The sequence below is a fragment of the Stenotrophomonas sp. YJH_SMC_21 genome (assembly GCF_059369555.1).
The window spans coordinates 34,359-48,135 of sequence record NZ_JCAFSU010000020.1; the positions used below are offsets into that span (position 1 = coordinate 34,359).

The window sequence follows — 13,777 nt, forward strand, 5'->3', positions numbered from 1 at the left end:
CGCGGCCCTCCCGCCGGTAATGGGCCCGCACTACACTGCGGGCATTACATGGGGAACAACATGGCACGCATTCTGATCGTCGACGACTCACCGTCGCAGCTGTTGGGGATACAGCGCATCGTCGAGAAGCTCGGGCACCAGATCCTGACCGCCACCGATGGCGCCGCCGGGGTCGAAACCGCCAAGGCCGAGCTGCCCGACCTGGTCCTGATGGACGTGGTGATGCCCAACCTCAACGGCTTCCAGGCCACCCGTACCCTCGCCCGCGACGAGGCGACCCGGCATATCCCGGTGATCCTGGTGACCACCAAGGACCAGGACACCGACCGCATGTGGGGCATGCGCCAAGGCGCCAAGGCCTACATCACCAAGCCGTTCTCGGAGGACGAGCTGTCCGAGGTGCTGGAGCGCGTGTTCGCGGGCCAGGGCTGAGACGCGCGCGGTAGTGCCGGCCGCTGGCCGGCAACCACGCATCACCGTCCAGGGCAATGAAGTTGCCGGCCAGCGGCCGGCACTACCTTCAAATGGTCTCGCCGAACGCCTTGGCCAGATTGCGGTACGCCTTCTTCTGCGCCTCATCGGTCGCAGCCGGGGCCACGATCTCGATCTCGACGATCTGGTCGCCATCCGGGTTGCCCGGCAGGCCACGCCCGCGCAGGCGCAGCTTGCGGCCGGCATCGGAATCGGCCGGAATCTTCAACTCCACCGCACCACCCAGGGTCGGCACGCTGATGCTGGTGCCCAGCGCGGCCTGCCACGGCGTGAGCGGCAACGTATAGAGGATGTTGCGGCCATCGACCTCGAACTGCGGGTGGGCGGCGTATTCCACTTCCAGCAGCAGGTTGCCGCCATGGTTGCCCTGCCCTGCCAGGCGGATCACCTGGCCCGGGCGGATGCCCTTGGGCACGCGCACGTCCAGCTGCTTGCCGTTGACGGTGATGCGCAGGCTGTCGCCGCTGTAGGCCGCTTCCAGTGGCACCGACAGCTTGGCGCGGGTATCGCGGTTGGGCGCATGGCCCTGGCTGCTGAAGCCCGGACCGGCCCCCGCGCCCGCTCCACCGCGCTGGCGCGCGAACAGGCTTTCGAAGAAGTCGCTGAAGCCGCCGTTGGGGCCGCCGCCACCGAACACTTCCTCGAAATTGAAACCACCGGCGCCGCCGTAGTTCGGCGGCACGTTGAACTCCTCGCCCGGGCGATAGCCCTGCGCGCGCAGCTGGTCGTAGGCCGCGCGCTTTTCCGGATCACGCAGCGCCTCGTAGGCCTCGTTGACCGCCTTGAACTTGTCTTCGGCCCCAGCCTCCTTGCTGACGTCCGGGTGGTACTTGCGTGCCAGCCGGCGGTAGGCGGTCTTGATCTCCGCCTCGCCCGCGCTCGGTTCCACCCCCAGGGTGGCGTAGTAATCCTTGAATTCCATCCAGCTACCTCGATTCGCTTCGGCCGCGCCGGTGGCGCCGCCCCGGGTTCATTCTACGCGCCTGCGAGGCTACGCCGCCCCTCGTGCGGCCCCGGTGAGGCCGACTGATCCTGCGCAATGCGGCTGCCATCCCCGTGCGCCACGCTGTGGCTGGAAGCCCCTGCCACAACGCCGGAAGATGGGGCCTGCACACCGGGTTTCCAATGTCTTGACGCCCCTGTCCCATCCGGCCCACTAGCCTGCCCCAGCAAGGAGTTCCCATGACCATCCATGTCGGCGACCGCATTCCGGAAGTGACCCTCAAGCGCATCCGCGAGGGCATTGAAACGCTTGATACGCATTCGTTGTTCGATGCGCGCAAGGTGGTGCTGTTCGCCGTGCCCGGCGCGTTCACCCCGACGTGCTCGGCACGTCACCTTCCCGGCTACGTCGAAAAGTTCGAGGCCTTCCGCCAGCGCGGCATCGACGTCTACTGCATGGCCGTCAACGACCCGTTCGTGATGAAGGCCTGGGCCGCCGACCAGAGCGTGCCCGACGGCCTTCTGATGCTGTCCGACGGCAATGCCGAGCTGACCCGCGCCCTGGGTCTGGAGCTTGATGCGAGCGCGTCGGGCATGGGAATCCGCTCGCGTCGTTTTGCCCTGTACGTCGACGACGGCGTAGTTCGAGAGGCCTGGGTTGAACAGCCCGGCCAGTTCGAAGTGTCTTCGGCCGAGTACGTGCTGGAGCATCTCCCCACCTGATTCCCCACCGCAGAAGGAAACGGCCAGCCATGTCCAGCAAGCCAGCCAAAGCCAGCAAGCCCGCCGCGAACGTTCCTGGCATCAGCGATCGCGCAACCCTGCGCGAGCGCGCCCGGCGCAACCTCGAAGACGGCGCGATCACAGACAGCTACAGCGCTGACCGCGAGGTGGTGATCAAGCTGCTCAACGACGCACTGGCCACCGAGTACGTCTGCGTTCTGCGCTACTACCGGCACTACTTCATGGCCAAGGGCATGCTGGCCGACGCGGTCAAGGCCGAGTTCCTGGAACATGCACAGCAGGAACAGGCGCATGCCGGCAAGCTGGCCGAGCGCATCGTCCAGCTGGGCGGCGAGCCCGACCTCAATCCGGATACGCTGACCGCGCGTTCGCACGCCGAATACAAGGAAGGCAGCGACCTGCGCGACATGGTGCGCGAGAACCTGGTGGCCGAGCGCATCGCCATCGACAGCTATCGCGAGATGATCAACTTCATCGGCGACCGCGATACCACCACCAAGCGCATCCTTGAAGAGATCCTGGCGCAGGAGGAAGAGCACGCCGACGAGTTCGCCGACCTGCTGGATGGGTGGATCGGGGAATAGCGGCCCCGCACACGCCTTGGCAGATGCCCACCCTGGTGGGCGCATTCATCGCGTGCCAACCAGGGTTGGCACCTACCGCAGGACGTTGAACCTTACCTGTGTCCACGCGCCATCTGCCGCCAGCGCGGTCAAGGTGTGCGCGCCCGGCTCGGCGAACTCGCGCTGCATCAGCTGCGCACCGCGCGTCTGCGCGATCCAGCGTCCATCGAGCAACCAGTCCACCGCCTGCTCGCTGCCCAGCGCGCGCAGCTGCAGGCGTACGCCATGTTCCGAATTCGGCGCGCGCGCCAGCGTGGCGCCATCGTTGAGCCCATCGATGTGCAGCGCGACGCTGGCCTCGCGGCCATCATCACGGCAGTCCGGCGACAGCGCCGGCAGCTGCGAGGCTTCGCGCGTGGCCTTGGACAGCCACGGCGACAGCAACGCTGGCCAGCGCGCGATCTCGCGCGCGACTTCTTCGTGCGGCAAGCGGCAATCGGCTGACACGCGCAGACCGGTACGCGCATCGGCAAGGTAGCGCTGCCGACCCGGTTGCCAGCGCCGTGCCTCGCGTTCGGGGAAGGTCGGTGGTGCCGCGCCTTCCAGCAGATAGGCTGGCATCAGCCGCTGGCAGAGCGCAGCAGGCAGGCCTTCGGCACGCTCACCGGTCGGCCAGCAGATGTCTTCCTGGCTGACGCTGGCCGGCATCGGCGCAGCGGCCGAGTCACCGCGCTGGCGCGGCAGGCTGTCCACCACCTCGAACATCAGCGGCAACGCGGTCACCGCGCCGTACTGGCCCGGTAGCGGTGTGCCGTCCGGTCGACCCACCCACACGCCCACGGTGTAGTGGCGGGTGCTGCCGATCGCCCACGCATCGCGGTACCCGTAACTGGTGCCGGTCTTCCACGCCACGCGCGGGCGGCCACCGACATCGAACGTCCCGACGCTATACCCCGGCCGCGGATTCGATTCCAGCATCTCGCGCACGATCCAGCTGGCGCCCGGCGAGGCCAGGCGACGCTCGATCATCGGTTCGTCATCGGTGTAGCGCACGCGCCCGGCGATGCCGTTGCGGTTGAGCGCGGCGAACGCACCGACCAGATCTTCCAGCCGCGCACCGGTGCCGCCCAGGATCAGCGACAGGTTGGGCGTGCTGCCCGGCGGGAAGCGCAGCTGGATGCCGGAGTGCGACAGGCGCGCAGCAAAGCGCGCCGGACCGACCCGCTGCAGCAGGTCCACCGAGGGCACGTTGAGTGACAGCCGCAGCGCGCTGGAGGCGCCGATCGGTCCATTGAAGGCCATGTCGAAGTTGCCGGGGCGGTAGCTGCCGAAACTCTGCGGCGCATCGACCAGCAGGCTTTCCGAATGGATCAGGCCATCGTCCAGCGCCATTGCATACAGGAACGGCTTGAGCGTGGACCCAGGCGAGCGCCAGGCCTGCACCATGTCCACGTGGCCGAGCCGATGGCGGTCACCGAACGCCAGCGTGCCGACATAGGCACGCGCCTGCAGGGTCTGGTTGTCGACCACCAGCAGGGCCGCCGAAGTGCGCTCGGGCAGCGTGGAGAAGTAGCTGGCCACGCGTTCTTCCAGGGTGCGCTGCAGGCCGATGTCGATACTGCTCTGGATGCGTGCCTGGCCCGGATGCGCCGAGTGCAGGCGCTGCGCCAGCAACGCGGCATGCAGCGGCGGCCGCAGCGAGCGTGCGACCACGTTCTCGATGCGCGCATCTTCCACCTCTTCCGCTGTCCACGCGCCCAGCTCGGCCATGCGTGACAGCACCTTGTCGCGCGCCTTCTGCGCCGCTTCCGGATGGCGGTCCGGGCGCAGCCGGCTCGGCGCCTGCGGCAGCACCGCCAGCAACGCGGCCTCGGCATGCGACAGCTGCGCCGCCGGCTTGCCCAGGTAGGCCCAGCTGGCCGCTTCCACGCCCTCGATGGTGCCGCCGTAGGGTGCGCGCTCCAGGTACAGGGCCAGGATCTGCTGCTTGCTCAGGTGCACTTCCAGCTGCACCGCACGCAGCATCTGCTTGAGCTTGCCCCAGGGCGTGCGCGTATGCGGATCGAGGATGCGTGCGACCTGCATGGTCAGGGTCGAGCCACCGGACACGATGCGACCACCGCGCAGCAGCTGGCCACTGGCACGCAGGATCGCCAGCGGGTTGATGCCCGGATGGCGCCAGAACCAGCGGTCTTCGTAGGTCAGCAGCGCCTGCAGGTACAGCGGCGAGACGCTGTCGGTCGATGCCGGATAACGCCACACGCCCTCGGCGTCGGCGAACGCACGCAGCGGCGTGCCATCGGCAGCCACCACCAGGGTGCTGGTATCGCGTTGCTTCGGCAGCGGCGGCGGGAAGGCGAAATCCAGCACCAGCAGCAGTGCCAGCGTGGCGGCCGTACCCCAGCGCAGCCACGGCCACAGCGGCCGCAGCCGGCGGCGCAGGGTCGCCAGCCGGGTGGTCATCGTGTTCGTCATTGCAGCGTGCCGCATTGGAGCTTGCCAGCTGGACGGGCCGCACCGTCGCGGCCCGTCCGCGCGGTCACGGCTGTACCACCGTGATCGTGGTCGGGTTGCTGCGGCCGACGCCGCGCAGCTGCGGCCGGTACATGTCCTCCACCAGCGGCGGCGGCACCGAGTAGGTACCCGGGGTCACCGCGCGCACCAGGTAGAACACGTTGGCCTTGCTGCCACGCGAGAGCTTCAGCGCGGCCACGTAGCGGTCGTCGCGGAATTCCTCGTGCTTGGTATCGGCCGCTTCACCCCGGTCGCTGATGGTGATGCCATCGACCACCACGTCGGCCCACTGCTTGGCATCGCCCAGGTTGAAGTTCTCGATCTCCAGGCCGGCCGGCAGGAGGTCGGTCAGCAGCGCATCGGGCATCGTGGTGTCGGCAGTGACGGTGACGCGCACGATCAGGGCTTCGCCTTCCTTCAGCGGGCGCGGTGACCACGGCTTGCCATCGGTGCCGTAGTAGCTGCGCTCGACGCCCAGCACGCTGTTGTCCGGTGCCGGTGCGCTGCGCGGGATGCCGGCCACGTCGATGCTGGCGAACATCGGCGGCTGGCCCTGCGGGGTGAAGCGCACGCCGCTGGCGAGTTCATTTGCGCTGAAGTTGCGGCCGAACAGCTTGCGTTCGCCGATGGCTTCGGTGTTGCCACCGATCACCAGTTCACCGGCCACCAGCGCCTTCTGGTTGGCGGCGAGCGCCTTGCCAAGGCGGGCAATCGCCACCTGTTCCTGTGTGCTCAGCCACATCCAGCCGGCATTGCGGCGCGCATCCAAGCCACGGCCGAGATCGACCGCACGCGCATCCCAGGCCGGCTTGGCCAGCTTGTTTTCATGGGTCAGCGCGATCATCAGCGCGTCATCACGGATCGCACTGCCGTAGTCGCCGAAGTACGACGGGCGTTCGCTGCTGGACTTGGCGAAGGCCGCCGCCAGCGCGGCCTGACCACGCTTGGCATCACCCTGCAGCGACAGCGCCACACCCAGGTGGACCAGCGACAGGCCGCCGACCGCCTTGCTGCGCTCGTTGTCGTACAGCGTGCGCAGGGTACCCAGCGGCGCACGGTTGACCCGGGCCAGCACGTAGCCCGAGTACGCCTGGTTGGCGAACTTCAGCTTCTCGCGGTCGTCCTGCCCATAGAACTGGTTGCCACCGGACAGCAGATCCTCGCTGAGGCGGTTGAGCGCCTTCTGCAGCACGTTGTCGGGCACCGCAAAACCGGCGTCCTTGGCATCGAGTAGGAACTCGGTGATGTACGGGGTCAGCCACGGGTTCACGTAGCCGTCGTCACCCCACATCGAGAAGTTGCCATTGGCCACCTGCATCGACGCCAGGCGGCCAAACGCACCTTCCATGCGCTCGCGACGGGTCTTGGCATCCAGCCCGTCGGCACCGAGCATCGACGAAGTGGCCTGGTCCAGGATCAGCGCGGCGTAACCCTTGCTGGTGGTCTGCTCGGCACAGCCGTACGGGTAGTTCAATGCACCCTGCAGCGCACTGGCGAACGGGATCGGCGGCAGCGGGCTGACCAGCAGGCGGGCATTCACCGACTCGGCCATCAGGCCATCGGTCAGGCTGTTGTCGAGGCTGACCGCGGCCAACGGATCAAGCGTGCGCACCTGCGAACGCAGCACCTGCGGCCACGCCGCACGCACCGGCAGGTCGTAACGGCGATCGGCCTTGAAGCCGTTGCCGTCCACCCGCACCCGCACCTTGGCCACGCTGTGGCCCTCGCGTGCCGAAAGCGGGAAGCTCAACGTGGTCTTGGCGTCGGCATTCAACTGCACGCTGCGGCTGCCTTCGCCCAGGTTCAGCGGGCCCTCGCTTTCCACCTTCACGTTGAACTGGCCCGGCTTGCCGGTGAAGTTCTGCACATCCAGGGTCACGGTGCTGCGGTCGCCCGGAGCGAGCACGCGCGGCATGCTGGCTTCGGCGAGGATCGGCGCACGCACAACGGTTTCCACGTCGCGCTTGCCGTACTGGTCATCGCTGTAGACCAGTGCCGACACCCGCAGGGTGCCGTTGAAGTCCGGCACCTTCAGGCGGATGCGGGCGATGCCCTTGGCATCGAGCTGCACCGGGCCAGAGAACAGGTCCACGGTCTGCACGCGCGCGGTCGGGCGCTTGGCCTGCGGCAACGCCTGCAGCGCCATGTCGCCACCGAACTTCAGCTTGCCGGCACCGCCGTCAAAGCTCTCGATCACCCGGCTGTAGATGTCGTAGGCATCGATGCCGAGACGACGCTGGGCGAAGAAGTGCGCACCGGCATCTGGCACCGGGAAGCGGGTGATGTTGAGGATGCCCACGTCCACCGCCGAGACCGTGACGTGCGCCATTTTGCCGGCCAGCTGCGGTGCGCTGACCGTCACCGGCAGGTCCTGTTCCGGTCGCATCTGCTTGGGCGCTGCCAGGCCGACGGCCACGGTGCGGCCCTTGCGGTCCATCGGTACGTGCACCACGCCCACCGCACGGGCCGGGGTGATCTTGCTCGGCGCACTGCCGCCGCGGAACACCAGCGCGGTGATGTAGACGTCGTGGCGCTCCCAGTCAGCAGTGACCGGAATCTTGAAGGTCGAACCCGGCTTGGCGTCGATGTCCTGCACGTACAGCATGCGATCGGTCTCGACCATCAGGATGCCCTTGCCGGCGTGCGGCGGGGTCACCGTCACCTCAAGCGTGTCGCCTGCCTTGTAGCCGGTCTTGTCCAGGCCCAGCTTGATCTTGTCAGGGCGCGCGTCCAGGCCGCGGTTGTCATCACCCCAGCTCCAGCCGGCGCGGAAGGGGTAACGGCTGGTCAGGCCGGTGGACGGGTCGAACACGTCCACCCGGTACTCGCCCCACTCCACCGGGAAATCGAAGGCGACCGCACTGCTGCCGGCATCGACGGTGCGGGTTTCCTTGTTCTCGAAACGGCGGGTGAAATCGTAGTCCCAGCGGTTGTCGTTGAAGGTCCAGTGGTAGTCGCGCAGCTCGCGCACCAGGGTGATCTTCAGGCCCTTGGCCGGCTGCGGCGTACCAGCAGCATCCACGCGCATCAATTCGAAGCGCGCGTTGCCGTTGGAATCGGCACCGTCCTCCGGGTTGAACAGCGGGCGTACACCGACCAGGGCGTTGGCCGGCCACATCACCCGCTTCAGGGTACGGGTGACCGTGCGGCCACCGGTTTCATACAGGCTGCCGGACAGCACTACGGCAATCGGCGCCTTGGCCTTGGCTGCCTCTTCCGGCAACGCGATGTCCTCACGCAGCTGGCCGTTGCCCGGCAGCGTGGTATCGATCACGTCCTTGGCCTCGCGCGGCAGCTGCAGGGTCGGGTCACCGAAGAAATAGCCCGGCAGGCCCTCCACCGGCTTCTGCTCGGCGGCCACCGCCATGCGCGCGGTGAAGCGGTTGCCATCGGCCGGCGCGCCATACAGATAGGCGCCATTGGCCTGCAGGCGCAGGTCCTCACCCGGCTTCAGCGTCTTCTGCGCGCTGTCCAGGTCCAGCTTCATGCGTTCCGGCAGGAACTCCTCGATGCGCAGGGTCATGCCCTGGATCGCTTCCTTGCTGGCCGGGTCGGTGCGGAACTCGATCTGCCAGCGCCCGGTCGGCGCCTCGGCGGGAATGACCTGCTCGAAGTTGATGTAGCCCTGGTCGCCCGGCTGCAGGCGGGTCTCGCGGAAAGTCTTGCCGTCGGGCTGCTTCAGGCGCAGGAATACCGGTTGCGCCTTGACCGGCTTGCCGTCGTTGTCGCGCAGCAGGGCGGACAGGCGCACGGTCTCGCCCGGGCGGTACAGGTCACGACCGGACCAGGCGTAGACGTCGAACCAGGCATTGTCACGGCCGGCCACGGCGAATTCGCTCAGATCCAGCGCCGGCTGGTTGAACGGCAGGAAGCTGGTGTCCTTGCCGGTGCTGGCGACCAGCACGTGGGTGGCATCCAGGGTGTAGTTCAGCAGCGCATTGCCATTGCCGTCGGTGCTGCCCTTCAGCACCACCTCGCCCTTGGCATCGAGCACGCGCAGGTCGATGCCCTTCAGCGGCGCGCCGTCCTTGAGGCCGGCGGTATGGACGAACAGCTTGTCCTTGTAGGCGCGGGTATGCAGGCCGATGTCGCTGACCGAGAAGAACGCGGTATCGAACTCGCCTTCGTAGTCACCGGTGCGCTTGAGCAGGGCGAAGTACAGGCCCGGCTCCTGCAGTTCCTTGATGTCCTGGGTCGGCAGGTAGGTCAGCACCCGCTCGTTCTTCTTGCCCCCCAGGATGAAGCGGTTGACGTAGACCGGCTCTGCCAGCTTGTTGATCGGGCTGCGCTCGTAGTCGCTGCTCAGCTCCCAGCTGCCACGGCGGCCGCCGCGCTGATACTGGCTGAAGAAGGTCGGCAGGTCCTTCTCGCGCACGCGCAGGAACTCGACATCGACCTCCGGCACGTTCACCGAGACCACCGGCAGGCCGCGGCTGTCCTTGGCCGGCAGCACGCTGCCCTGCGAAGCGAAACCGACCACCGGCTTCAGCTCGCCGCTGAACACCTTCTGCTTCAGCTCCTTGCCCAGCCGGCTGCCATCGGCGGCCAGCAGGTCCGACGAGACCACCAGGCTGAACTCCTTGCCGGCCTCGACGAACGGGTAGCGCAGGGTCAGGCCGTCATCGGACAGCGTCCAGCTGCTGTCGTCGGTGCCGACCTTCTCTTCGAAGCGCACCAGCTTGTCGAAATCCTGGGTACCGACCAGCGGGCGCGAGAACTCCAGCGCCAGCGACAGGCCGTCATTCTTCTGGTCCGGGTAGGCACGCAGCAGGGTGAATTCCTTCACCTGCTCGGCCTTGGTGGTGATGGCTTCACCGCTGGCCTTGGGCAGCTGCCCGCTGTCATTGCGGCAGCCGGCCAGGCCCAGCAACAGGCCTCCTGCCAGTACCACCGCCGCCCATCCCCACCGCTTCCGCCGTGCCGGACCGCTCATGTCGTCACTCCTTGATCGAGGCGGCCATTATAGGCAGGCCGCGTCAAGGTGTTGACGCGATTTCGGCAATTGCCCCAAGTGCGGGTAGTGCCGGCCGCTGGCCGGCAACCGGCATGGCAGGTTGGATGGAATTGCCGGCCAGCGGCCGGCTCTACCGATCGCCCTAGCCCGGCAGGTACAGGTCCACGTAGTCGGTCACCGGCATCGCCGCCAGCGCCACCAGGTCCAGCGATGCCGCCAGGATGCGCTGCTGCTGGGCGGTCGGGAAGCGATGGGCCAGGTGCCGGCGGAACTTGTCCATCAACAGCGGAATGCCTTCCTCGCGACGGCGCGCGTGGCCCAGCGGGTACTCCACCAGTACCTCGGGCAGCTCGGTGCCATCGGTGAAGCGCACGCTCAGGCCGTTGGCGATGCTGCGCTTGTCCGGGTCCAGGTAATCGGCGCTGAGCTGCGGGTCTTCATGGCAGGCCATCTTCGCGCGCAGTGCGTCGATGCGCGGGTCGGCGGCAACGTCGTCCTCGTAATCCTCGGCCGTCAACCGCCCGTGCAGCAGCGCGATGGCGACCATGTACTGCACGCAGTGGTCGCGGTCGGCCGGGTTATGCAGTGGGCCCTGCTTGTCGATGATGCGGATGCAGGCTTCCTGGGTCCGGATCGCGATGTGCGCGATGTCCTCGACCCGCCGCCCCATCGCACGCAACTGCTGGTGCAGCATGACCGCGGCCTCCACTGCGGTCTGGCCGTGGAACTCGGCCGGGTAGCTGATCTTGAACAGCACGTTCTCCATCACATAGCTGCCCAGCGGTCGCCCCAGCGTCAGTGCCTGACCGCGCATGGACACGGCCTCGAAGCCCCAGGTTGGCGCGCTGAGCACGCTGGGATAGCCCATCTCACCACTGGCCGCCATCAAGGCCAGGCGCACGCCACGGCTGGTCGCATCGCCGGCCGCCCAGCTCTTGCGCGAGCCGGTGTTGGGAGCGTGCCGGTAGGTGCGCAGCGCTTGGCCATCGACCCAGGCCAGTGACAGCGCATTGAGCATGCGCTCGCGGTCCAGCCCGAGCAGTTGGGCGACCACGGCCGTGGTCGCCACCTTGACCAGCACCACGTGGTCGAGCCCCACCCGGTTGAAGGAGTTCTGCAGCGCCAGCACGCCCTGGATCTCGTGCGCCTTGATCATCGCCAACAGAACGTCGTGCACGGTCGGCGGCGGACGACGCAGGGCCTGCGTGTTGCGCCCCAACCAATCGCAGACGGCAAGAATGCCGCCCAGATTGTCTGAGGGATGGCCCCACTCGGCAGCCAGCCAGGTGTCGTTGAAATCCAGCCAGCGCACCATTGCGCCGAGATTGAAGGCGGCCTGCACCGGGTCCAGCACGTAGTGCGTGCCCGGCACGCGCGCGCCGTTGACCACGCTGATGCCCGGCACCAGTGGACCGAGCAGCTTGCTGCAGGCCGGGAAAGAAAGTGCCTCCAGTCCGCACCCAAGCGTATCGAGCAGGCAGTGGTGCGCGGTCTGGAACGCCAGCGGTGAGTCGATGCGTGCGTCGCGCACGTAATCGACGATGTCCACCAGCAGCGCATCCCACGCTGCACGCTCGTTGGATGGGGTGTGGCTGTCGGACATCGTCAATCTCCTCGTTGCGGTGCACGGTTGCCCGTGCACCATGCCAACCAAGGTTGGCATCTACCAAAGCAATCGATCTCTGCGGCCCGGTAGTCGCCAACCTTGGTTGGCGTTTACCAACGCATCACTCGGCCGGTACCCGCACCTTGCCTTCCATCAATACGCGGGCGCTGCGGCTCATGATGGCCTTGGTCACTGTCCACTGGCCGTCAACGAGACCTGCCTGTGCACCCACGCGCAACGTGCCCGAGGGATGACCGAACGTCACCGCTTCGCGTTCGCCGCCGCCGGCGGCGCGATTGACCAGCGTGCCCGGGATCGCCGCCGCAGTGCCGATCGCTACGGCGGCGGTACCCATCATCGCGTGGTGCAGCTTGCCCATCGACAACGCGCGCGCATGCAGGTCGATCGCCGAGGCCGGGATGGCCTTGCCACTGGACGACACATAGTCCTGAGCCGGTGCAACGAACGCCACCTTCGGCGTGTGCTGGCGCGTCGCCGCGTCCTCCAGGTTCTTGATCAGACCCATGCGCAAGGCGCCGTAGGCGCGGATCTTCTCGAAGCGCTCCAGCGCTCTCTTGTCCTCGTTGATCGCCGGTTGCAGCTCGATACCGGTGTAGCCGAGGTCGGCGGCGTTGAGGAAGATGGTCGGGATGCCGGCGGTGATCATGGTCACCTCGAAGCTGCCCACGCCGGGCACGTCCAATGTATCGACCAGATTGCCGGTCGGAAACATCGCGCCCGCATCACCGTCATCGGACGGATCGATGAATTCCAGCTGGATCTCGGCCGCCGGGAAGGTCACGCCATCCAGCTCGAAATCGCCGGTCTCCTGCACTTCGCCATCGCGCATCGGCACGTGGGCGATGATGGTCTTGCCGATGTTGGCCTGCCAGATGCGTACGGTGCACAGGCCATCGCGCGGCACCCGGGCCGGATCGATCAGCCCATGGGCGATCGCGAACGGACCCACCGCGGTGCTGAGGTTGCCGCAATTGCCGCTCCAGTCGACGAAGGCGGTATCGATCGAGACCTGGCCGTACAGGTAGTCCACATCGTGGTCCGGCACCGAAGCGGTGGAGATGATCACGCATTTGCTGGTGCTGGACGTTGCACCGCCCATGCCATCGGTCTGCTTGCCATACGGATCGGGCGAGCCGATCACGCGCATCAGCAGCGCATCGCGTGCGGCGCCCGGCACCTGCGCGGCCTCGGGCAGGTCCTGCAGGCGGAAGAACACGCCCTTGCTGGTGCCACCGCGCATGTAGGTGGCGGGAATACGGAGTTGCGGGAGGAAGGTCATGGATCAGTATCCTGGATGCGACGAACCAATATCGGGGTTGAGCTTCTCGTCTTCGAACAGTGCTTCCATGCCCCGCGAAGCATTCCAGATGCGCACGATGGAAACGTGCGCAGGTAGCTCCACGTAGTAGATCAGGTAGCCGTTGAAGCGACGAACCGGATGAAAACGCAACGGCGCTGGCAGCGAGGGCAATAGACCCGCATGCAGTGCGGAACCAGCACCCGGGTGGGCCTCGATCAGCTTTACAACGGATTCCACCGCATCGATGAAGCCGATTTCCAGCACTTCTCCGCCCTGATCTGCATACCAGCCTGCGGCCTGGTCAAGATCTCGAACCGCTGCGGGGGACCAGTGCGAGGGCTTCACTTGCGGTTCCGTGCACGCTCACGCAGCTTGTCAAAGTGATCCGGCGCCAGAGGCGCCGAAGGTCCCGACGCCAGCCCCTCGGCAATCAGCTGCTTGAGCAGTTCTTCGGCCTTGCTGCGCTGGCGCTGGCGGATCAGGTCACGCACATAGTCCGACGTACTGGAGTAGCCGCCTTCGCGCACTTCTTCGTCCACGAACTGCTTGAGCGGATCGGTCAGCGAAATGTTCATGGTGGCCATGAAACTCTCCTTTGGCAGTTTTTGCCAAGCCAGTGTGCGCCCTGCCCTGGGGTCGGA

At 67.0% G+C, this 13,777-nt stretch carries 10 protein-coding genes; 3 read left to right on the forward strand and 7 right to left on the reverse strand.

The features are described 5' to 3' along the window. Positions 1-60 precede the first annotated feature (60 nt). Positions 61-432, forward strand: coding sequence for a twitching motility response regulator PilH (gene pilH, locus AC5P67_RS18655; protein ID WP_005410644.1), 372 nt, complete (start codon positions 61-63; stop codon positions 430-432). A gap of 88 nt (positions 433-520) precedes the next feature. Here pilH and AC5P67_RS18660 read toward each other — a convergent pair whose 3' ends face one another. Beyond that, positions 521-1,414: a DnaJ C-terminal domain-containing protein gene (locus AC5P67_RS18660; RefSeq protein ID WP_005410645.1), complete on the reverse strand. Its 894-nt coding sequence runs from the start codon at positions 1,412-1,414 to the stop codon at positions 521-523. Between the two features lie 260 nt (positions 1,415-1,674). Between AC5P67_RS18660 and AC5P67_RS18665 the strand changes: the two genes are divergently transcribed. Both AC5P67_RS18665 and AC5P67_RS18670 read left to right on the forward strand, forming a co-directional pair. After that, positions 1,675-2,157, forward strand: a complete 483-nt coding sequence (locus AC5P67_RS18665) for a peroxiredoxin (RefSeq protein ID WP_005410646.1) — start codon at positions 1,675-1,677, stop codon at positions 2,155-2,157. 29 nt (positions 2,158-2,186) lie between these two features. Next, complete coding sequence (locus AC5P67_RS18670; RefSeq protein ID WP_005410647.1) at positions 2,187-2,762, forward strand: ferritin-like domain-containing protein; 576 nt, start codon at positions 2,187-2,189, stop codon at positions 2,760-2,762. Between the two features lie 72 nt (positions 2,763-2,834). Here the strand turns inward: AC5P67_RS18670 and pbpC are convergent, their stop codons facing one another. From pbpC to AC5P67_RS18700, 6 genes are all read right to left on the reverse strand, one after another. Next, positions 2,835-5,216 (reverse strand): penicillin-binding protein 1C, encoded by a 2,382-nt coding sequence (gene pbpC / locus AC5P67_RS18675; RefSeq protein ID WP_495215072.1) that lies wholly within the window; start codon positions 5,214-5,216, stop codon positions 2,835-2,837. A 64-nt stretch (positions 5,217-5,280) separates the two neighbouring features. Beyond that, positions 5,281-10,188, reverse strand: a complete 4,908-nt coding sequence (locus AC5P67_RS18680) for an alpha-2-macroglobulin family protein (protein ID WP_133050354.1) — start codon at positions 10,186-10,188, stop codon at positions 5,281-5,283. Between the two features lie 163 nt (positions 10,189-10,351). Next, positions 10,352-11,812, reverse strand: coding sequence for a bifunctional 2-methylcitrate dehydratase/aconitate hydratase (locus AC5P67_RS18685; protein WP_495215073.1), 1,461 nt, complete (start codon positions 11,810-11,812; stop codon positions 10,352-10,354). A 124-nt stretch (positions 11,813-11,936) separates the two neighbouring features. Then, positions 11,937-13,115, reverse strand: a complete 1,179-nt coding sequence (prpF, locus tag AC5P67_RS18690; RefSeq protein WP_043034518.1) for a 2-methylaconitate cis-trans isomerase PrpF — start codon at positions 13,113-13,115, stop codon at positions 11,937-11,939. Between the two features lie 3 nt (positions 13,116-13,118). Continuing rightward, on the reverse strand, positions 13,119-13,481 hold the full coding sequence (locus AC5P67_RS18695; RefSeq protein ID WP_005414161.1) for a type II toxin-antitoxin system RelE/ParE family toxin: 363 nt from the start codon (positions 13,479-13,481) through the stop codon (positions 13,119-13,121). Continuing rightward, the gene (locus tag AC5P67_RS18700; RefSeq protein ID WP_005410653.1) at positions 13,478-13,720 is read right to left on the reverse strand and encodes a type II toxin-antitoxin system ParD family antitoxin; all 243 of its coding nucleotides are present in this window, start codon (positions 13,718-13,720) and stop codon (positions 13,478-13,480) included. The genes AC5P67_RS18695 and AC5P67_RS18700 overlap by 4 nt, the downstream gene beginning before the upstream one ends. Between the last annotated feature and the right edge of the window lie 57 nt (positions 13,721-13,777).

Coding starts and splice junctions, on each gene's coding strand:
- AC5P67_RS18700 (WP_005410653.1), bottom strand. CDS start 13,720: ATGGCCACCATGAACATTTCGCTGACCGATCCGCTCAAGCAGTTCGTG.
- prpF (WP_043034518.1), bottom strand. CDS start 13,115: ATGACCTTCCTCCCGCAACTCCGTATTCCCGCCACCTACATGCGCGGT.
- AC5P67_RS18665 (WP_005410646.1), top strand. CDS start 1,675: ATGACCATCCATGTCGGCGACCGCATTCCGGAAGTGACCCTCAAGCGC.
- AC5P67_RS18685 (WP_495215073.1), bottom strand. CDS start 11,812: ATGTCCGACAGCCACACCCCATCCAACGAGCGTGCAGCGTGGGATGCG.
- pilH (WP_005410644.1), top strand. CDS start 61: ATGGCACGCATTCTGATCGTCGACGACTCACCGTCGCAGCTGTTGGGG.
- AC5P67_RS18670 (WP_005410647.1), top strand. CDS start 2,187: ATGTCCAGCAAGCCAGCCAAAGCCAGCAAGCCCGCCGCGAACGTTCCT.
- AC5P67_RS18660 (WP_005410645.1), bottom strand. CDS start 1,414: ATGGAATTCAAGGATTACTACGCCACCCTGGGGGTGGAACCGAGCGCG.
- AC5P67_RS18680 (WP_133050354.1), bottom strand. CDS start 10,188: ATGAGCGGTCCGGCACGGCGGAAGCGGTGGGGATGGGCGGCGGTGGTA.
- pbpC (WP_495215072.1), bottom strand. CDS start 5,216: ATGACGAACACGATGACCACCCGGCTGGCGACCCTGCGCCGCCGGCTG.